Source organism: Rhodococcus sp. NPDC057014 (assembly GCF_042673295.1).
Classification (GTDB): Bacteria; Actinomycetota; Actinomycetes; order Mycobacteriales; family Mycobacteriaceae; genus Rhodococcus_F.
Map to the genome: position 1 here is coordinate 46,521 of NZ_JBHUSF010000014.1, position 19,830 is coordinate 66,350.

20 protein-coding genes are annotated in these 19,830 nt (G+C 63.1%); 18 read left to right on the forward strand and 2 right to left on the reverse strand.

The features are described from left to right. Positions 1 to 121 precede the first annotated feature (121 nt). The 3 genes from ACFTZB_RS05055 to ACFTZB_RS05065 all read left to right on the forward strand — a co-directional run bounded on the left by ACFTZB_RS05055 (position 122) and on the right by ACFTZB_RS05065 (position 1,913). Positions 122 to 574 (forward strand): hypothetical protein, encoded by a 453-nt coding sequence (locus tag ACFTZB_RS05055; protein ID WP_378430393.1) that lies wholly within the window; start codon positions 122 to 124, stop codon positions 572 to 574. Positions 575 to 611: 37 nt separating this feature from the next. Continuing rightward, entirely contained in the window at positions 612 to 800 is a 189-nt protein-coding gene (locus ACFTZB_RS05060) for a hypothetical protein (protein ID WP_219459044.1), read from the forward strand. A 69-nt stretch (positions 801 to 869) separates the two neighbouring features. Continuing rightward, positions 870 to 1,913, forward strand: coding sequence for a DNA polymerase IV (locus tag ACFTZB_RS05065; RefSeq protein WP_378430394.1), 1,044 nt, complete (start codon positions 870 to 872; stop codon positions 1,911 to 1,913). A gap of 647 nt (positions 1,914 to 2,560) precedes the next feature. On the opposite strand, the gene ACFTZB_RS05070 is transcribed toward ACFTZB_RS05065, so the two are convergent. Beyond that, positions 2,561 to 3,799: a cytochrome P450 gene (locus ACFTZB_RS05070; protein ID WP_378430395.1), complete on the reverse strand. Its 1,239-nt coding sequence runs from the start codon at positions 3,797 to 3,799 to the stop codon at positions 2,561 to 2,563. Between the two features lie 554 nt (positions 3,800 to 4,353). Between ACFTZB_RS05070 and ACFTZB_RS05075 the strand changes: the two genes are divergently transcribed. The 14 genes from ACFTZB_RS05075 to ACFTZB_RS05140 all read left to right on the forward strand — a co-directional run bounded on the left by ACFTZB_RS05075 (position 4,354) and on the right by ACFTZB_RS05140 (position 17,455). Then, positions 4,354 to 4,830 carry a cupin domain-containing protein gene (locus ACFTZB_RS05075; RefSeq protein ID WP_378430396.1) on the forward strand — a complete coding sequence of 159 codons (477 nt, stop codon included), beginning with the start codon at positions 4,354 to 4,356 and terminating at the stop codon, positions 4,828 to 4,830. Continuing rightward, the gene (locus ACFTZB_RS05080; protein ID WP_378430397.1) at positions 4,831 to 6,036 is read left to right on the forward strand and encodes an LLM class flavin-dependent oxidoreductase; all 1,206 of its coding nucleotides are present in this window, start codon (positions 4,831 to 4,833) and stop codon (positions 6,034 to 6,036) included. It abuts the gene before it with no gap. A 52-nt stretch (positions 6,037 to 6,088) separates the two neighbouring features. Beyond that, the gene (locus tag ACFTZB_RS05085; RefSeq protein WP_378430398.1) at positions 6,089 to 6,901 is read left to right on the forward strand and encodes a mycofactocin-coupled SDR family oxidoreductase; all 813 of its coding nucleotides are present in this window, start codon (positions 6,089 to 6,091) and stop codon (positions 6,899 to 6,901) included. 74 nt (positions 6,902 to 6,975) lie between these two features. Next, entirely contained in the window at positions 6,976 to 7,458 is a 483-nt protein-coding gene (locus ACFTZB_RS05090) for a Zn-ribbon domain-containing OB-fold protein (protein ID WP_378430399.1), read from the forward strand. Further along, positions 7,455 to 8,630, forward strand: a complete 1,176-nt coding sequence (locus ACFTZB_RS05095; RefSeq protein WP_378430400.1) for a transporter — start codon at positions 7,455 to 7,457, stop codon at positions 8,628 to 8,630. Before ACFTZB_RS05090 ends, ACFTZB_RS05095 begins: the two co-directional genes overlap by 4 nt. 56 nt (positions 8,631 to 8,686) lie before the next feature. Beyond that, positions 8,687 to 9,205 (forward strand): lipocalin-like domain-containing protein, encoded by a 519-nt coding sequence (locus ACFTZB_RS05100; protein WP_378430401.1) that lies wholly within the window; start codon positions 8,687 to 8,689, stop codon positions 9,203 to 9,205. Continuing rightward, positions 9,202 to 10,065: a hypothetical protein gene (locus ACFTZB_RS05105; RefSeq protein WP_378430402.1), complete on the forward strand. Its 864-nt coding sequence runs from the start codon at positions 9,202 to 9,204 to the stop codon at positions 10,063 to 10,065. The genes ACFTZB_RS05100 and ACFTZB_RS05105 overlap by 4 nt, the downstream gene beginning before the upstream one ends. A gap of 11 nt (positions 10,066 to 10,076) precedes the next feature. Then, the gene (locus ACFTZB_RS05110) at positions 10,077 to 10,595 is read left to right on the forward strand and encodes a flavin reductase family protein (RefSeq protein WP_378430403.1); all 519 of its coding nucleotides are present in this window, start codon (positions 10,077 to 10,079) and stop codon (positions 10,593 to 10,595) included. A 72-nt stretch (positions 10,596 to 10,667) separates the two neighbouring features. Next, positions 10,668 to 11,330: a TetR/AcrR family transcriptional regulator gene (locus ACFTZB_RS05115; protein WP_378430404.1), complete on the forward strand. Its 663-nt coding sequence runs from the start codon at positions 10,668 to 10,670 to the stop codon at positions 11,328 to 11,330. Positions 11,331 to 11,624: 294 nt separating this feature from the next. After that, entirely contained in the window at positions 11,625 to 13,040 is a 1,416-nt protein-coding gene (locus tag ACFTZB_RS05120; protein WP_378430405.1) for an aldehyde dehydrogenase family protein, read from the forward strand. Positions 13,041 to 13,082: 42 nt separating this feature from the next. Next, complete coding sequence (locus ACFTZB_RS05125) at positions 13,083 to 14,273, forward strand: aromatic ring-hydroxylating dioxygenase subunit alpha (RefSeq protein WP_378430406.1); 1,191 nt, start codon at positions 13,083 to 13,085, stop codon at positions 14,271 to 14,273. Between the two features lie 222 nt (positions 14,274 to 14,495). After that, positions 14,496 to 15,845: an MFS transporter gene (locus ACFTZB_RS05130; RefSeq protein ID WP_378430407.1), complete on the forward strand. Its 1,350-nt coding sequence runs from the start codon at positions 14,496 to 14,498 to the stop codon at positions 15,843 to 15,845. Between the two features lie 489 nt (positions 15,846 to 16,334). Next, complete coding sequence (locus ACFTZB_RS05135; protein WP_378430408.1) at positions 16,335 to 17,216, forward strand: SDR family NAD(P)-dependent oxidoreductase; 882 nt, start codon at positions 16,335 to 16,337, stop codon at positions 17,214 to 17,216. Between the two features lie 5 nt (positions 17,217 to 17,221). Continuing rightward, positions 17,222 to 17,455: a ferredoxin gene (locus tag ACFTZB_RS05140; protein WP_378430409.1), complete on the forward strand. Its 234-nt coding sequence runs from the start codon at positions 17,222 to 17,224 to the stop codon at positions 17,453 to 17,455. Positions 17,456 to 17,681: 226 nt separating this feature from the next. On the opposite strand, the gene ACFTZB_RS05145 is transcribed toward ACFTZB_RS05140, so the two are convergent. Continuing rightward, complete coding sequence (locus ACFTZB_RS05145) at positions 17,682 to 18,680, reverse strand: MBL fold metallo-hydrolase (protein ID WP_378430410.1); 999 nt, start codon at positions 18,678 to 18,680, stop codon at positions 17,682 to 17,684. 278 nt (positions 18,681 to 18,958) lie between these two features. On the opposite strand from ACFTZB_RS05145, the gene ACFTZB_RS05150 reads away from it, so the two are divergent. Continuing rightward, positions 18,959 to 19,792, forward strand: a complete 834-nt coding sequence (locus ACFTZB_RS05150) for a hypothetical protein (RefSeq protein ID WP_378430411.1) — start codon at positions 18,959 to 18,961, stop codon at positions 19,790 to 19,792. The last annotated feature ends 38 nt before the right edge of the window (positions 19,793 to 19,830 follow it).

The window sequence follows — 19,830 nt, forward strand, 5'->3', positions numbered from 1 at the left end:
CCCGCCGAAGCGGAGCGCGTTCAGGCCACACGTGTCGTGACCTTCTGCTTTGATACGACGCAAGGGAGGCTTCCGAAGAGCCCCTGTCGTGGTTGGTCGCGAGCAAGGGAAGGTGATGGGGATGGTCGATTCCACCGAGTTGCCCGAGGTTTCGTGGGCGGGGATGGTCGAGTGGTTGACGGGTTCGCTGGTCGATCAACCCGTCGCGCTCATCGTCGAGATCGGCCCGAACAGTTACGTCAGTGAGGACGACGACCAGGAAGTCGTCTGCGCGCAGATTCAGGTTCTGGCCGGCGGTGTGTTGATGCTCCGTCGATCACGCGTCGAACTCGGACACCTGCTGCTCGCCGACTATTCCACAGAGAACCTGCCACTCGATATCTGGCAGTTCGACGGCCATTTCGAGGACTGTACCGACGGCTATCTCTTCAGCCGCGACGTCAACCTGATCGCGAACACCTGCGTGGCCTGGTTCAGGGACAATTGGGGCACCCGCTCCACCAGTGAACTCGGCTGCTCGTATCGGTTCCCCGACGAATTGCTACCGCCTGCCGACGGCACCGATGTATTCTGAAACCTTCGCTTCGCGCGGAGTCACCATCGGAGGCGGCATGCCTACCCACCACCCCTCACGTACCTACCGCGGTTGCGCGCTCTGCTCTCCGCGCAAGCGTCGCGGCATCGGTGTCGCAGCCCGCGAGACCATCCCGACGCTCCGCAAGCTCGGCAAGTCACGCAGGCTCAACCGCCGCGACCTCGGTGATTACGCCGACGACCTGCGGGAACGCGACGAGCAGTGACCGTGGCACCGTCTGGGAACTCCACAGATTCCGGGGTTCTCGGACGGATGATTCGGGCACACTGGTCCCATGAGCACTCTGCCGCGTCGCCGGTGGGTGCTGCATGTCGATCTCGACCAGTTCATCGCCGCAGTCGAGGTGCTGCGGCACCCCGAGCTGCGGGGACGTCCCGTCGTCGTGGGAGGTCGTGGGGATCCCACCGAACGCGCCGTGGTGTCGACGGCATCGTACGAGGCACGGGAATTCGGTGTCGGTTCCGGGATGCCGATGCGGATCGCGGCACGGAAGATTCCCGACGCCGTGTTCCTGCCCGTCGACGCCGAGGCGTACATGGAGGTATCGGGCGTCGTGATGGACACCCTGCGGAAGCTGGGCGTCGTCGTCGAGGTGATGGGCTGGGACGAAGCGTTTCTCGGTGTCGAGACCGATGATCCGGAGGCGTTCGCCCGAACCATCCACGACGCCGTTCTCGAAGCAACAGGGCTGCACTGTTCAGTCGGTATCGGCGACAACAAGTTACGGGCCAAGATCGCGACGGACTTCGGCAAACCGCAGGGCATCTACCGGCTCACCGAGGAGAACTGGTTCGCCGTCATGGGGGAGCGCCCCACCGATGCACTCTGGGGGATCGGCAAAAAGACGGCGAAGAAGCTTGCCGCGCTGGGCATCAGCACCGTGCAGGAACTCGCCGACGCCTCGGATCTGGAGTTGGCTGCGACGCTCGGTCCGACTATGGGTCCGTGGTACGCCAGGATCGGTCGCGGAATCGATCTCTCCCCGGTGTCCGCGGAACCGTGGGTGGCGCGGTCGCACAGCCGGGAGAAGACGTTTCAGCAGAACCTCGCCGGCCGGGAGGCCGTCACCGAGGAGATCCGTCGCCTCGCCGCCCGCGTCCGGGAGGACATCCTCGCGGAGAACCGCAAGGCGGTGCGAGTGGCGTTGAAGGTGCGCTACGCCCCGTTCGACACCCACACGACGAGCAAGCCGCTACCCGAGCCGACGTTCGATCCGGACGTGATCGCCGACGCGGCAGCAGCATTGGTCGACCGGCTCGACCACGAGCGCGAAGTCCGACTCCTCGGGGTGCGGTTGGAGATGACCCCACCCACGTGAGCGGCAAAGTGTGCCCGAGGACGCTTCGGCACTCACCCAGTACTGGAAGCCGACGCCGACATTGTGTTATGTCATATCGCTGGCTACACCGCGGGCGACCGAACGTCAGAGTCCGAATCGGGCGTTGCGTTTAGAATCTACTACAATTAGATTATCTCCAACTGCAGTGGGTGTTATCAAGTTCGCGATTGTGGTCGGTTGCGCCGCAGCGCGGAAGCGATGAACGAGGAGACCGGCATGAATCTGGCGGACTGGGCCCGCTACAGTGGCGCCACCCGACACCACGAGACAGGCGGGGACCCCGCCCGGGCCCGGGTCGACGCATCGCCGCTGGCCTCGACCCCTCGGTGTCTGAGCCTGGCACCGACGTCAGCGCCCTGAAGAGGGCATCTCGGTCGAGCCGTTAACGGGCACCCCGATCTTCAATGCCTTCCCTTACGCCGTCGGGCGTGCCGAGCGTAAGCAGCCATGATCGACGATTCGGTGCTGTCGTCGGCTTCTTCGGCGCAGTGACACTGGCCGGAAGGTCCCCGGAGTCACCACCGGGGACCTTCTGCAGTTCGGGCCGTCTCGCCACGACCGGGCAGTGCCGTGGCCGGAGCGGAGCCGGCTGTTTCAAGGCGGCGGATCTTTCTACGGAGCGTAGGTTATCGCCTAGGTGGCGTGAAGGTGATCGGCAGCTTCGCACATCCCCGGACCTGGGAGGAATGGAATACCGGAGGGTTGTCCTCGACGAGGGCGTAGTCGGGAATCCTGTTGTGAATTTCCTCCAGGGCGAGTCTCAGCTCGAGCCGCGCGAGATGCGAGCCGAGGCAGCGATGCGGTCCTGCCCCGAACCCGATATGGCGGTTGGGATGCCGTTCGATCTGCAGTCTATCTGCGTCGTCGAACTCGTCCTCGTCGCGATTGGCAGCGGTCATCACTACCAGCAGTTGGTCCCCGGCCTTGATTGTGACATCACCGATCTCAATGTCGCGGGTCGCGCGGCGGCCGCTGCTCGTTGCGGTCTCGATCCGCAAAATCTCTTCCACCGCCGAGGGGATGAGTGTTGGATCATCGATGATCGCCTCGCGTTGCTCGAGATTGCGCGACAAGTGGAGCAGTCCCCATGCAAGCGCGCCTTGGACGGTGTGCAGTCCAGCGACGAGAAGCAGGAAGAACATCCGGCACAATTCCTCGTCGGTGAGTTGTCGAGGTTTGCCTTCGACCGCGAGTGGGGTGTTGATGATCTGCGCTGTAAGGCCTTCGGCGTTGTCTTCGCCGGATCGGACCCGCGCGATCACCCGGCCGAAGTATTCGTAGATCTCGGCGGCGGCCTTCGCGCGGGCCTCGGCCGATACTTCCTCGCTCGCTCCGGGGATGCCCTGAAGCGTGATGTCGGTCCACTCAGTGAACTTCGGTGCGTCGCTCAGGGGCCATCCCATGAGCGCAAGGAAGATTCGGGTTGGTAGCTCGTGTGCGAACTCGGAAATGAACTCGCATTCGCCCACGTTCGCGAATTGGTCGATCAGCTCGGTGATGATTCCCCGGATCTCGGGTTCGAGTGCCTTCATCTGTTTGGGACTGAACAGCGGTTGTAATGCCTGCCGGTAGTAGCTGTGCTCGGGTGGGTCGAGCTCGAGCGGAAGAAATCTGCCCTGCGCTGCATTCAACAGATTGTTCGGGAAGCTGGAGAACGTCTCCGGATCCTGGAGTACCTGGAGGGCTTCCTTGTACCGCGTGACGACCCAGTGCCCGCCGTGGTGCGGGGAGTAGAGGATCGGTCCTTGTTTGCGCAATGCGGCGACACGTTCCTGGAACACGTCGGTCGGCGCAGCCAGGGACGGGTCGTAAACATCGAAGTCGGTGATCAGGTGTGCGGGAATATCGATCTTTGTCGTGATCATCGGGATCCTTCGCGAGGGGACTGGTCCGGAACGTGCCCCGGTGACGTGGGAGCTCTTCCGGAATGTCAGGTGGGCTCGCACTGTCATGCAAGTGCGACGGCTGACGTGAGAAAGGCAAATGCCCTTCGACGAAGGTAGATCAGCGGATCCCGCGCGGTCAAGACTTCGTCGTATACCCCTGTTGCGCAGGGAAGTCAGGTGGCACCGGGCCCACCTCTTGACCAATTAACCGATGGCATTTAGATTAATCGATGTGATCCACGGCACTTGGGTGGATGGGAGGGTTGTGCGCCGCAACTGCGGTGCACGGGGTTCTCTCGTTTTGCGCCATCGCATTGAAATCTCTGTGGGACAGATCATTGCGACTACCTGCTCGGCCAGGGTCGGGCGAAGCTCGCACTGCACAGGAGGACCACTGCCTTGAGTTCACCGGTCAGGATTGCGGAGATCATCGACAGAGTTCAGATCTCGAGCTTTCAGTGGCGAGCAATCGGCATGTGCTTGGCAACTTCAATTCCCTATCCCTCCCGCTGCTATCTCCCGAAGGGGCATGCATGAGCTTTCGCCGCGTGATCGCCGCCGAACGGAACGGTTCGGCTGTGCTCGTCGCCGACGAGAAGGTCGAGAGGCTGGACGCCGCCGGGATCGACCCGATCTGGCGCTCAGCCTCCGTTCCCGAGGTGCCCAATCTCGGCGACGTTTCGGACACCGTCGGGTTTCCCGATCCAGGTGGGGTATGGGTGATCGGCTGGGTTCTCGAGCCCGGCGGGATCGGCGACAAGGACAACGGAATCGTCGTCATGGACGGGGATTCGCCGGGGTTCCACCGCACCGATTCCGTGGACGTGCATGTGCTTCTCGAGGGCTCGCTCGTACTCGAGCTCGACGATGGGGTGGAGATCGAACTGAATGCAGGCGACACCGTGGTGGTAAACGGCAACAAGCATCGATGGCACAACCGAGGAATGCAGGCGGCACGGGCCATCGTCACCATTTGCGGTGCATCGCGAACCGACCGACAGGAGACTTGAATGGAACTGACAGATGTGAACACCGCGCCGGCCGTGCGGACTGCGCCGCTCGAGTGCGGAGTGTTCCTTCCGCCATACCACAACCCTCGACGTAACCCGACGATGGCAATTGAACAGGACCTTCGCCACGTCGAGGATCTCGATCGGCTCGGATTCCATCAGGTGTGGTTCGGGGAACATCACAGCGGTGGGTACGAGGTCGGGCCGTCGCCGGAACTGATGATCGCAGCGGCCGCTCAGCGTACTTCACGCATCGAGCTGTGTAGCGGCGTCATCTCGCTTCCTTACCACCATCCATTGATGGTTGCCGATCGAATCACGTTCTTGGACCACATGACTCGAGGCCGGATCCGCGTGGGGGTGGGACCGGGTGCGCTTGTGGCCGACTCGCAGATGATGGGCATGGACTACAACCTTCTGCGGCCTCGGATGGAGGAATCCCTCGACGCAATTCTGGAACTGCTCAATACTTCGGGACCCGTCGACCGGAAGACGGAATGGTTTGCACTCGAGGATGCTCGAGTGCAGCTGGGCCCGTACTCGTACCCCGGGGTGCCCATAACCGTCGCGGCCGCAATGTCGCCGTCGGGCCCGAAGCTCGCCGGAAAATATGGGCTTGGGCTGCTGTCCATCGGCGGTACCAGCGCGAAGTCGGTCGAATTACTGGCGCAGACTTGGGATATCACCACCCGCGAGGCGAATGAGCACGGGCAGACCGTCGATCGGAAAGACTGGGCGATCGTCGGCAACATCCACATCGCCGACACCTTCGAGCAGGCCGTCGAGGAGACCAGATACGGGCTGCGCGACTTCATGGACTATCGCCACGTCGTCACCCCGATGAAGATGATCGAGCCCGGTGAGGAAGTCGCTCACGAAGAACTGGTCCGGCGGGTCAACGAGTCGGGATACGGCTGCATCGGTGATGCGAACGATGCCATCAACTACATCCAGAAGATCATCGACGACACCGGTGGTTTCGGGACTTTTCTCGCGACGGCCCACGACTGGGCTGACACCGAGGCCACGTCGCGCATGTACCGCATTCTCATGCGTGACGTCATGCCTCGATTCACCGGTACGTGCGAACCGCTGCTGAAGTCCTATCACTGGACGCAGGCCCGCAAGGAAGGGTTCAGCGAGCGGTTCGCGACCGGTATCAGTCAGGCGACGCAGGACTACGAGCGCGCGAAAGGGGCGCGGTAGTCGGTCCGGCAATTCCCACCTCGACACCCATACCTCGAAAACAGGAGCATCGATGACGTCACTCGACGGAAAAGTAGCAGTGATCACCGGCGGAGCACGAGGACAGGGCCGCGCACACGCGCTCACTCTCGCCGCCGCCGGCGCCAAGATCGTCGTCTGCGACGTCGCCGCACCGATCAAGGAGGTGCAGTACGCACTCGCGACACCGGAGGATCTCGAGGAGACGATCCAGCTGGTCAAGGAAGCCGGCGGCGAAATTGCCGGTCTGCAGGCGGACGTCCGCAGCAGTGCAGACATGAAGGCTGTCGCGGACCTGGCGGTCTCGCAGTTCGGACGGATCGACATCCTGCTGGCGAACGCCGGCGTCCACGATCATGCCGAGTCGACGATCGAAATCGAGGACGACGCGTGGCAGACGATGCTCGACGTCAATCTCTCGGGAGCGTGGAAGGCATGCAAGGCCATCGTGCCCGTAATGATCCACGGCGGCCGAGGCGGGTCGATCGTGATCACCTCGTCCGTCGACGGACTGGGCGCTGCTCCTTCGTGGGGACACTACGGGGCAGCGAAGAGCGGACTCCAGGGACTGAAGGACACACTCGCATTCGAGCTCGGCCAACACAACATTCGGGTCAATACGGTGAACCCGACCGGGGTCAATTCGCCCATGGCGGCCGGCCTGTCGCAGGTGCTGCCGCACGTGGTACGGAAGTGGAAGGACAACGACCGGACGAATCTGCTGGACGTGACGATGCTCGAACCGCAGGACATCTCCGACGCCGTGTTGTGGCTCGTCTCCGACGCTGCGAAGTATGTAACCGGGATCGACCTGCCGATCGACGCCGGTTACCTGACCAAGCACTAACCGATCAGGCCGGGGGCAACACCCGTCCCGTCGGCGAGGAGCGATATGTCCGTTCACGAGAGTAGAGCGATTCGATGACACCGAGTGCGGGAGTGGCCCGCGAATTCCCGGCTACGGCCCTCGCCGGTCCGTACACGGACGGTCTGGACCTGCCGTTTTGGGAGGGGCTGCGCGCGGGTGAGCTGCGGCTGCAGAAGTGCGGCGAGTGTGGTTTGTGGATCTGGGGGCCACGCTGGATGTGCGGTCAATGCCAGACGTTCGACCCGGAATGGGTCGCCGTGGAGCAGGTCGGACGGGTCTTCTCGTGGTCGCGGACCTGGCACCCCTTCATCCCGGATCTGGCCGAAGAACTGCCGTTCATCACGGTTCTTGTTGAACTGCAGCATGCCGGGGGTCGCCGGGTGCTCGGCCTGCTGGCGGAGAACGGCGACGCCGACATCACCATCGGTGATGCAGTCACAGGAATTATCCAACAGCCTGCCGATTCACCTTGGCCGCTGCTCCGCTGGCAACGCGCGAGCACGTTGACCGAGACCGAGTGGGGAGGACGCCGATGACCGATACATTTCTCCGCGGGGCGGCGGCCGTGGTGGGAGTCAGCGAGTTCCATTACAAGCGGGGAGAATCGCCCGACGGCGAGCTCCGGATGACGTTGCGTGCGATCGTCGAGGCAGCTGCCGATGCGGGTGTGTCGCCACGCGATATCGACGGCTTCGTCTCGTACGGCGGCGGTGAGAACGACGGAACGGTCGTCGGTGCGTCGCTCATGTCGCATCGGATTCGATGGTCCAACATGATCTGGGGTGGAGGCGGCGGTGGCGCCGCGGCGGCGATCATTAATGCGGCGGTAGCCATCGCGGCGGGGCAGGCGCAGTGTGTGGTCGTGTATCGTGCTATGGCGCAGCAGTATTCCGGACGACTCGGATATGCGAAGCATCACTTCGACGGTCACATGCTTCCGCACGGTGTCGGATCGCCTGCGCAGGCGTGTGCGCTGCGCACTCGGCGGATGCTCGAGCACGACGGTGTCCCCGAATCTGCAATGAGGTCCCTGGTTCTCGCGGACTATTTCCATGCCCAGCAGAATCCGGATGCCGCGGCCTTCGGCCGTCCACTCGACGAGGCGACATACGAATTGTCCCGGATGATCGTCGAGCCGTATCGGCTCTACGACTGCTCCCGTGAGAACGACGGAGCGGTTGCGTTGATCCTGGTAGCCGCCGATCGCGCCGAGAAACTCCGTTCGAATCCGGCGTATGTGCTGGCCGGCAGTCAGGGCGCGGTAGGTGGATACGCCGTCGACACGGAGAACGATCTCGACTACACCTCTGCCGGTTTCTCCGGTGCCGCCGGTGTCGCGGAGACCCTGTGGGCGGATGCCGACCTCGGTCCCGACCAGGTCGATGTCGTCCAGGTTTACGAGAACTTCAGTGGTTCGGGAGTAGCCGCGCTGATCGATCACTCGCTGTGTCCACGCGGTGCCGAAGCCGGCAAGGTCATGACCGTCGAGAATCTGACCGCTCCACACGGGCTGCTCCCGGTCAACACGAGCGGCGGAAACCTCGCAGATTCGTTCGTCAACGGAATGGGATTGGCAGTCGAGGCGGTGCGCCAGGTGCGTGGAAACTCGACCAACCAGGTTCCCGATGCCAAGGTGTCCCTGTTCATCGGGGGGCCTATGGCCGCACTCTCGAGTTCAGTCCTTCTCAGCACCCGCGAAGTGCTGTGACCAGGAAGTAAACGGCAGCAGCTGTTGCTGTCGGAGTAGCCGAAAGGAAGCAGGACATGGCAGTGGTTGACGACGAACGGCAGGACATGGGCAGCCGATCCGATAACGATGGCGTCTCGATCGCCGATCGAATCGTCGGGTCCTGGGAACTCGTCGACTACTCGACGACGTCCGACACGGGCAAGGTCGGCTACCCGCTGGGGCCCAAGGCCAGCGGACTGATCATCTACTCGGCAGACGGGTTCATGTCGGCGCAGATCATGCGTCCCGACCGAACCCTGTACCGATCTCCCAATGTGCACAGTGGTGAGATGAGCGAACGCAGCAACGCTGCCGGCGGATACCTCGCGTATTCGGGTCCGTACCACGTCGACGAGGGGAACTCCGTCGTCTGGCACGAGATGGCGGTATCGCTGTATCCGAACTGGATTGGTGACATCCAGAAGCGATTTGTGCGTTTCGCGGGTGACCACATGACCCTGTCGTCGGATCCCCTCGTGTTCCGCACCACCACGTTGTCCCCGGCGCTGGTCTGGCGACGGACGACCCCTGGCACGGGGCGGGCGGCGTCATGAGTTGGACGCAGCTTACCGTTGCCCTGGACCTGTCGACACCGACGGCGTTGGGCGACAGCACCGTTCTGGTCGGGCGTCCGGGTGCCCTCGACACGGTCCGGATGACAGCTCCGGACCTTCGTGAGGCACAGAGGAAGCGCGTGTGGATTCGGGCGGGATACGAAGAAGGCGGGACATCCGCTGGCCGGGTCGACGTGCTGCTCGATGTCGTCGTCCACATCGCGACCGACGCGCGGACCGCGCGCTCCGAAGCAGCGTGGGCACGCAAACATCCGTCGGATACGGACATGGTTGGTGTCGACACGATGGTCTATGTCGGAACGCCGCGCGGGCTCGCAAGCTTGATCCTGGACATCCGCGCCGCCGATGTTGCCGACGGCGTCACGGTCGTCCCGGCCGTCACGGCGGGGGAATCGCGCGATGCATGCGTGCGGTTGCTGTTGGACGAGGCGTTGCCGATTCTCGAAACCCGTGGCCTACCCCCCGGACCCGACGGTGCGCCCACGAGCCAGCTGAGTTCCACCACACCACCGAGAGAGGAGGAGTTCGTGCGAATCGTCGTTGACAGGACCCCCGGTGAGCAGCGGATCCGGCTCGAAGCGGCCGGCGAGTTCGGCTCACTTCATATCGAATCGGCCGAACCGGAGCACGGTATCTCGGCGGGTGACCTCGCATCCCTCGGCAGACCGTCCGGCGAGCATGTCTTCGTCGATCCGAACACGATTCGTGCTCTCGCAGGAACACAGGCGGCGGACGACTCGTGGTCGGCCGGATTTGACGCGATGATCGAGTACGCCGAGCGTCGCGGATGGCTCAGTCCCGCAGGTGAGATCAGAGTGCACATCACACCGGGTGGATGAGAGGACGACATATGTCGACACGATTGGACAACAGTGCGCGCCCGGTGGTGGATACGCGGGCGTTCCGCGATGTTTTGGGACATTTTTGTTCCGGCGTGACGGTGGTGACGGCGATGGTGGGCGACGACCCGGTGGGTTTTACCTGCCAGTCGTTCTCTGCACTGTCGCTGAATCCGCCCCAGGTGCTGCTGTGCCCGAGCAAGCGTTCGACGAGCTGGCCTGCGATTCGCACCGCCGACACGTTCTGCATCAACGTACTCGCTGCGGGGCAATGCGACCTCAGCGACCGGTTCGCGAAATCGGGTGGCCCGAAGTTCGACGGAGTGCAGTGGCGTCCCGCCAAGCGCGGAGCGCCGATCCTCAATGGTGTTGCGGCCTGGTTCGAGGTGGCACTCGATGCGGAGCATGACGGCGGCGATCACCTGATTGCAGTCGCCGGCATGCTCGCCTTCGGGGCCGACTCGGCAACACAGCCTCTGGTTTTCCACCGGAGCCGGTACGGCGGGATCGTGGATCCGAGCACGGGGTGAGACAGAGACGATTCTGCCGCAGCGCTATTGGACGGATGCTGGCGATCCGATTCTCGATCGAAAGTGGGAATGATGGGACGACCTGTAAAGCCTTTGATCAGCCGGAGTTCGACGATCGCTGCAAGCATCGAGATCATCGACACCGAAGGCATGGATGCGTTCAGTCTGCCGCGCGTCGCCAAGCACCTGAACGTAAGCACATCGTCGCTGTATCACCATTTCGCTGATCGCCGTGAGCTCATGACGGAGGTGGCGAAGGAGATAATGACCGAGGCGATCGTTCCCGATCTTCCGTCGGGCACCCATTGGGTGGAGTGGTTTGTCGACCTCAGTCTCAACTACCGAGATGCAATTCTCCGCCACCCCAATGCGGCGCTCGTGCTCGTGCAGTTCCTTCCGCGCGACATCCTCACGAGCACATACGAGAGATGCGCTCGAATCCTCGACGACGCAGGCGTGCCCGCACCTCTGCACGTGGTGATCCTGGACGGGTTGGAAAAACTTTCACTCGCAACAACTCTTACCGAACTCATGCGTGACCCGGTCGGCAGTAGGGAGATTTTCCCGAATGTCGACCCGCGCAGACACCCCACGCTTACCCGCGCTCTCGCAGGCAACAGATGGTCGTCGCGCGAACTCTTCGTAGTAACGATCCGCGGATTCCTGGCTGGTGTGATGAGCGGGACCACGACGACAATGACTGACGCAGGCCTGCGGGACTACATAGGGTCGTGAGCGGTGTGTGGCGGCTGGAGAATACGGGACAACCTACGGGCAAGCAGGCGCCCGCAGTCCCTGATGGTCTGCCGAAGGCTTTGCGCACTAGATGTTCTCGGCATTCGACCGTTCAGTTACGCCTTGACATGTCGTTATCTACAACCTTAAGGTAAATTCCAGCTGGCTGTTAACGTCCGGAACGAACCGTGACTTCAGCGCAAGCGTAGTCCTCTGCGGGTATGAGACCCGCCAGGACATTCATTTCGAGCTACCGGTGAGTTCGAACTACCCGATGATGCGGAGTGAGCCATCGTGACCTTTGATTTGTATGTGGACGGTAAGTGGACGACCTCCACGAGTGATGAACGTATCGACGTGGTCAACCCGGCCACCGAGGAGCGAATTGGGGACGTCCCCGCTGGATCTGCCGAGGATGTCGATCTCGCGGTGGCCGCTGCGAAAGGGGCGTTGGAGCCGTGGTCGCGAATTGAGCCGAGCGCACGCGCGGAACTTGTTTCCCGCCTCGCCGATGAACTGGAGCGGCGGCAGGACGAGATCACCGACATTGTCGTCGCCGAGGTCGGCACCCCGCGCAGGGTCGCTCGTTGGGCGCAAGTCGGATTGGGCATAGTCGACCTACGCGAGGCGGCTACCGCGGCCGAGGACTTCGCTTGGGAAGAGCCGCTCCGCAATTCATTGATCGTGCGTGAGCCGGTGGGTGTGATCGGATGCATTACGCCCTGGAACTACCCGTTGCATCAGATCACCGCCAAGATCGGCGCAGCACTCGTGACCGGGTGCACAGTGGTGGTCAAGGCGAGTGAGGTCGCCCCGTTTACGGCCCGTGCCCTGGCAGAAGCGGTTGATGCGGTCGGAATACCACCGGGCGTGTTCAACCTCGTCCATGGATATGGGCCCATCGTCGGCGAGGCCATCGCCGTGCATCCGGATATCGACATGGTCAGCTTCACGGGATCGAACTCGGTCGGCAAGCGAATCCTCGAACTTGCCGCCCGCACTGTGAAGCGAGTGTCGGTCGAACTCGGTGGAAAGAGTGCTGCGGTGCTGCTCGACGATCTGAGCGACGAAGAGTTCGCGAAGGCGGTGCCGCACACCGTGCGCGCCTGCTATATGAACGGCGGACAGTCCTGCAATGCGCAGACCCGGATGGTCGTGCCGCGCTCTCGCCTCGCCCAGGCCGAGAAGCTCGCGGCAGCCGCGGTCGCTGCATACGCACCGGGCGACCCGACCGACGGCGGCACGAAGCTCGGACCCATGGTCACCGCAGCTCAGCGTGAGCGCGTTCTCGGCTACATCCGAACGGGTGTCAAGGAAGGCGCGAAGCTCGTTGCAGGCTCGGTCGACGCACCGGCCCGTACCGGCTTCTTCGTCGAACCGACCGTGTTCTCCGAGGTGGACCCGGAGGCGACGATCGCCCAAGAAGAGATCTTCGGACCTGTGCTGTCGATCATTGCGTACGACACGGTCGAGCAAGCGGTCCGGATCGCGAACGGCACGATCTTCGGAATCGCCGGCGCCGTGTGGTCCTCTGACCATGCGCGCGCGAAGTCGGTTGCGCGCAGACTGCGCGCAACGCAGATCGAGGTCAATGGTGGGAAGTTCAACGGCGCCGCGCCGTTCGGCGGGTTCAAGCAGTCCGGTCACGGGCGTGAAGGCGGGGCATTCGGCCTCGAGGAATTTACCGAAATCAAGAGTCTGCAGCTTTAGGTCGTTCTTGCATGGCCTCACGCCCCCGAAGGAGTGCGCACGATGTTATATGCCGATCTACCTTACGATAAGGCGACGAAGACGGAGTTCGCCCGAGCGATGTTCGATCACATCGACAACGGCACCACCGACATGGCACCGGACATCCTCGAGATCAATCCGACGGTCTACACCGATCCCGAACTGGCGGCCCGCGAGCGCGCCGAATTGTTCGGATATGTTCCGATCATCGCAGCGCACAGCACCGAACTGCCCGAGAAGAACGACTTCCTGACGGCCCAGCTGCCTAACAACGAAGTTGTTCTCGTTCGGCAGGCCGACGGGGGAGTGCGTGGGTTCGTGAACACCTGTCGGCACCGAGGAGCCAGGCTCGTGCCCGACAGCAAGGGCAGGAAGAGAGTCTTCTCGTGCCGCTATCACGGCTGGGCCTATGGGAACGATGGCAGCCTGCGGTCGATCGCGGACGAGCCGACGTACGGGACTGTCGATCGCAGCTGCATGAGCCTGTTGGAGGTCCCGGTCGAGGAGCGGCACGGCTTCGTCTGGGTCATCGACTCCGCTGCAGGTGATCGCAAGATCGACATAGCCGAGTGGTTCGGTCACGAGTTCGACGATTCCCTCGCCGCCATGGAGATGGACAAGTACACCTGCTATGTCGCCGAGAACTTCGATGTAGACATCAACTGGAAGGTCCTGATGGACGCCTTCCTCGACGGCTATCACATCACCTCGACTCATGCCGGAACTGTTGCCCCATACTTTTACAACAATGCACAATTCTGGCAGCCGATGGGCCGCCACGGACGTATGGTGTCGGCACGCAAGAGCATTGACACGGTCCGTCGTGAGGAACCCGGGGAGGTGTCGATCGATCGGCATATCACCGTTGCGCACTTCCTGATGCCCAACATGTCAGTGCTGCGTCAACCGGACCATCTGGAGGTTCTCAACTTTGTACCTGCCCCGGGCGTGGCCGTGGGGACTCGCATGCAGATGCGCCTCCTCACTCGGGAACCTGCTGTGACCGAGGAGCAGAAGGCGCGGTGGGACAAGAACTGGAACATCCTCATGGCCGTGCTCCGTGACGAGGATCTGGTCGTCAACGAGGGCCTGCAGAAGGCGGTGTCGAACACTGATATCGGGCCGCTCTATTTCGGCCGCAACGAGATTGCAAACCAGCATTTTCATCAGTGGATGGCCCGGGCGTTGGCGGATCCGCGCAGGTGGGGATGAGAAAACTTCCCCGGGCTTGCCCGATCTACCGATAGCCATTAGATTAAATCCAATGTGAGGTACGGCACACCGCGGTGGGTGTCGGACGATCGGCGCGGCATCGCTACTCGACGGTCCGGCGAGTGTGCACCCCAATAGTTTTGTCTCGATTACCGATACGCACACCGACACTGCACGTTTCCGACCATCGGACCCAGATAACCCAAACCTGAAGGAACTAACATGTCGAAGCTGTCCGGCCCGGGGACGGAGAGGGCCGTCTCGGGCACTCGCTCCGTGGTGCTCACCTGCTTGGCCATCACGATCCTCGATGGTGTCGACCTCATCATGTTCGGCGCGGTTCTTCCGACATTGCTGGAAAGCGAACAGTGGGGGATCACCACCGCATCGGCGGGGCTGATCGGAAGCCTGTCCCTGTTCGGAATGATGGCCGGAGCGATGCTCGCCGGCTACATCACGGATCGCATCGGTCGGCGACCCGTCGTGCTCGCCTGCATTGCGAGCTTCAGCCTGTTCACCGGATTATGTTCCATCGCACCGAATCTAGAATCATTCGGTCTCTTCCGGCTGATTGCCGGTCTCGGCTTTGGAGGTGCACTCCCCACCCTGATCGCACTCACCCAGGAATACGTCAAGGTCGATCGGCGACAGTTTTACAACGGTGTCATCCAGACCGGTTTCCCGATCGGAGGTGTCCTGGTCTCCATTGCGGCGATTCTCATGATTCCAGCCTTCGGATGGAAAGTGATGTTCGCAGCCGGTGGGATCCTCGGCGTCGCCCTGTTTGTGATTGCATTCCGGCACTTGCCCGAATCGATTGCGTTCTTCACGAGCAAGGGCCGGCACGAGGAGGCGCGCGCGCTAGCCGAGCGTTACGCGATCGATGCCGGTGCCGAATCAGGGATGGCCCTGGACCAATCGCGACGCGTAGATACCGAAGCGAAATCGGGACTGAAGGTACTGTTCGCACCCGGTAACCGGATCGCGACGATCATGTTCCCGCTGATCACCTTCTTCGGCCTCCTCGTCTCGTATGGGATGAACACCTGGATTCCGCAGATGTTGCGGTCCTCCGGCTACGATCTCGGGTCCGCGCTTGCCTTCCTGCTCGCATTCAATCTCGGCAGCGGGATCGGTATGGTCGTCATCACGGGTCTGGCGGATCGACTGGGTTCGCGCCCGGTGATTTCGGTGAGCTTCATCGGTGGTGCCGTCGCTGTGGCCGCACTGACTCTGCAGCCGGCGCAGGCGCTGGTATTCGGGTTGGTCCTCTTGATCGGATTCTGCGCCTCGTCCACGACGGCTGTGTACGGATTCGTCGGTGTCTTTTACCCGGCGACGGCGCGTGGCACGGCGCTCGGGCTCGCGGTGGGTCTCGGCCGCTTGGGCGGCATCGTCGGCCCTATTCTCACGGGCCTGATCATGGGCTCCGCCCTGGGAGCGAACTGGGCGTACTACGCCTTCGCAATCGCCGGAGCAGCCGCCGCGGTGCTGGTGGCGTTGGTCCCTCGGACGACGCGGGCCCCGATCGAGGCGCCTGTGGCCGTTGAGAAGGCCGCGGAACCGGCCTGACCACAACTCGGTCCACGATTTTCCCTGGTCGAACTGCATCACCGGCAGGACGATCAAGGTTGACGGCAAGAAGAATTCACGTTGAGTCCAGGAAGGCACAGAACGGCGACAACTATGAGAATGAAGACGAGATTGACCTGCCCGTGTGGCGCATCGGTCGTCGGCAGTGACGAAGACGATCTGGTGGTCAAGACCCAGGCGCATCTGACCGAATCGCATCCGGGAATGGAGTATTCGCGGGATGAGATCCTTTTCATCGCGTACTAGCCAGGTTGTCACGCGCGGCAACGATCTTCATCGATGAGTGATTCTTCGGTCGAATATCGCTCGCCGAGAATCGAATTGCCACGCGTGACAGGTTACAGCTCATTCACGCAGAACGAAACGTATGTCCGAAATCTCGCGCACATGACAGCTGGGTTCCGAATGGAAGCTGCTGTCACACAACATTCGTCATTCATCTTCCGCCATTCGATCTAAGGAGACTCCATGAAACTCGAAGGTAAAGTCGCGCTGATCACCGGTGCCGGGTCCGGGCTGGGGCGTGAGGCGTCGCAGTTGTTCGCGTCGGAGGGCGCGAAGATCGCAGTGGTCGACATCGATCCGGAGCGTGCGAAGGGCACGGTCGAGCTGGTCGAGAAGCAGGGCGGTTCGGCGATCGCGGTCGCTGCGGATGTGCGGGTGGAACAGCAGGTGATCGATGCGGTGGCGGCGACGGTGGCGGCGTTCGGCAAGCTCGATATCGCGTGGGCCAATGCGGGCATCGTCTCACGCGGTGGTGTGCCATCGGTCGCGGGTGGTGAGCAGGTCGAGTTCCAGGATCTCTCCGACGCTGACTGGCAGGACGTCATCGGTGTGAACTTGTCGGGCGTGTTCTACACCGCGAAGGCTGCGGTGCCGGCGCTGCGGGCCGCTGGTGGTGGTGTGATCCTTGCGACGTCGTCGGCGGCGTCGTTCGCGGCGTACCACAGCATCGCGGCCTACTCGGCGACGAAAGCCGGTGTAAACGGACTGGTTCGGGGCCTGAGCTTGGATCTGGGGAAGTATGGAATCCGTGTCAATGCGATCGCGCCGACGCACGGAATGTCGCCGAACTTCCTGGCTCCGGCGGGTTCGCCAGTAGTGGGTCGGTCGTACGAGGAGGTGGCAGGTCCGTGGGATCCGACAGTGTCGCCGATTCCGCTCAAGCTCAAGCGACCGCCGTCGCTGAAGGATAACGCACGTGCTGCGTTGTTCCTGGTGTCGGATGATTCGGCGTACATCTCGGGTGTGACGCTTCCGACGACGGACGGTGGGACGTTGTCTCGTGTGGCGATGATGTTCCCGGAGGATGGGAACAATCCGCCGCCCATGGTCACCGGCGAAGAGTGACGTCAATGGCTGCGCACGACTCGGAATCGCAGCACGACACGCGTCGACTGCTCGTGGATCGCTCGGTGTGCGCCGGGCACGGTATGTGTTACAGCCGTTCCCCTGAGGTCGTAGACTGTGACGATGCCGGGTATCCGGTGATCCTCCGTGACGAGCTCGTATTCGAGGAGCACATCGCGGCAGCCGAGGAGGCGGTCGCGGTGTGCCCTGAACGGGCGCTGACTCTCGCATCGTCCTGATTCCTCAGGAACATACATCTTGTGGAACAGAATTCGATCGATCGAGGGCGGCACGCTAGCGGTAAACTGAACCGGCGTGCAACTCGGTTCACGGGTGCCACGCTGAAGGCCGATGGGACCGCGGTCGTTGTGACACAGGCATATCCAGAGTTCGCACGTCGGGCGTAGCCAGACCCCACCCACGTGAGTGGCAAAGCGTCATCGCGCACGCTTTGCCACTCATGTGTCAGCGGCGGGCGAAGACGGCGGGTTCGCTGTCGGGAACCTGGGCGACGAGGTCGCGGGCGACGAGGTGCCGAAGGTGAGCCGCTGCCTCGGACAGCGCCATGCCCTTGCCCATGGGGGAGATGTCGGCCCACGGCTTGTACCACTTCATGCGCTCGGCGACCTGCCACACGGTGATCTGGTCGTCGCCGAAAGCCTTGTACAGGTGGTCGAGTCGCTCTTCGTGGTGTTCGATCAGTTCGCCGGCGCGGCCCGCGACGTCGTCGATGGGGATGCCGTGCGCGCCGAGACCCCGAGTGATGTTCATGGTCTGGACGCGGCGCAGCGAGTCCATGAACTCGGCGAGGGCGTCGCGTTCCTCGAGCGGATAGACGAAGTTGCCGACGTGCGGCGTCGTCTTCTGCAGGACGTGGTCGCCGGTGAACATCACGTCGGCGTCTTCGAGGTAGAAGCAGATGTGGCCGGGGGTGTGGCCCGGGGTGTAGACGGCGCGCAGGCCGCGACCGGTGAGCGCAATGAGTTCGTCGTCGACGAGGACACGGTCGGGGGCCGAATCGGGACCCGTCGGCGGCTTCCCCGCCGCGGACTTCTCGAACGCCTCGAGGTCCGCCGGGGCGGCGCCGGCCCGTGTCATGTTGGCCTTCTGATACTCCAGCCACTGCGGATCGTGGCTCGTCGACATGTGCGCGAACATCTCGTGATCGGATTCGTGCATCGCAATCCACGCCCCGGAGGCTTCCCGGACGCGACCGCACAGACCTGTGTGGTCGGGGTGGAAGTGAGTGAGGACGACGCCTTCCACGTCCTTCACCGAGTGCCCGATGGCCTCGAGTCCGGAGGTGAGGCCTGCCCACGCGTTGTCGTCGTCCCAGCCGGCGTCGACGAGGATCAGGCCGCCGGGGGATTCCATCGCATACACCAGGGTGTGTCCGAGGGGGTTGTCGGTGATCGGCACCGGAATCTGGAAGATCCCGTCACCGATGGGCGCTGCGTCGCTCATGTGCATACCTCGTTGCCTAGAGGAACAAATTAGTTCTACTTACCTTCATAGTGACCTTTCGACGCGGATTGCGATACCGCGGGTCCCGATTAGCGGTATGCCATGCCCGTGACCTGGTGCTTTTGTGCGAAAGCCGACCCGGAGACCGTAATACCCACTGGAAGCCGGATGCTGTGGAATGCTCCACTCGGACCAGCTTTCACATGCTCGCGTTGCGACAGGAGACTGCTTTGACCGCAAATCTCGTTCGATCACGCCGCCGGTGGTACACGACCGGAATGTGTGGACTCGCCGTAGTCGGTGCCTCGGGGCTGCTCGCCCCCAGCCTGGCGGTTGCCGCGCCGGCCGCGCTGCCCGCCGGTTGTGTGCAAGGCACCGGCACCCAGGTGACCTGCACGTTCACTTCGACCGGCAGTGCGCAGTCGTTCACGGTCCCCGAAGGCATTACCAGCCTGGCGGTGACGGCAACGGGCGGAAGAGGTGGAAACGGTGGTCAGAACCTCGGCGGCGCCGCGGCTGTCGCGACCGGGCGGTTGACGGTCGCCGCCGGTGACGCGCTGTACATCCAGGTCGGCGGGAACGGCGGTGACGGCACCGGGCAGGCTGGATACAACGGCGGCGGAGCCGGTGGTGCCGGTGCCGGCGGGGGAGGCGGGGCGTCCGACGTTCGCACCGGCTCAGGTGAGCTGACGGATCGCCAGATCGTCGCGGCAGGCGGCGGCGGTGCGGGCGACACGTACATCGGTGGCGCAGGGAACCTGACCCCGAGTGGACCCGACGGCCAAGCGGGCGGCGGCGGAGGAGGCGGCGGCGGTGCGACCGGGGTCGCGGGTGGCGTCGGAGGCAACGGTGGCAGTGACCCGCACGGTTCGCCGGGTGAAGCCGGAATCGGAGGCGTCGCTGCAGGCGCGAGCGGCGGCGGTGGCGGCGGCTGGTTCGGAGGCGGCGGCGGCGCCGACAACTACGGCGGTGGCGGTGGGGGTGGTGGCTCGTCGTACGCGCCGGGCGGGACCTTCGCCGCCGCTGCGGCGGACGCGGCACCCACCGTCATCATCACCTACGGGCAGGGCTCGGGAACCGGATCACTCGGAAACCTGTTCGGCAGCAGCTGATCTCGACTCCTGTGCTGGAGACGTGAGAGATCGCAAGC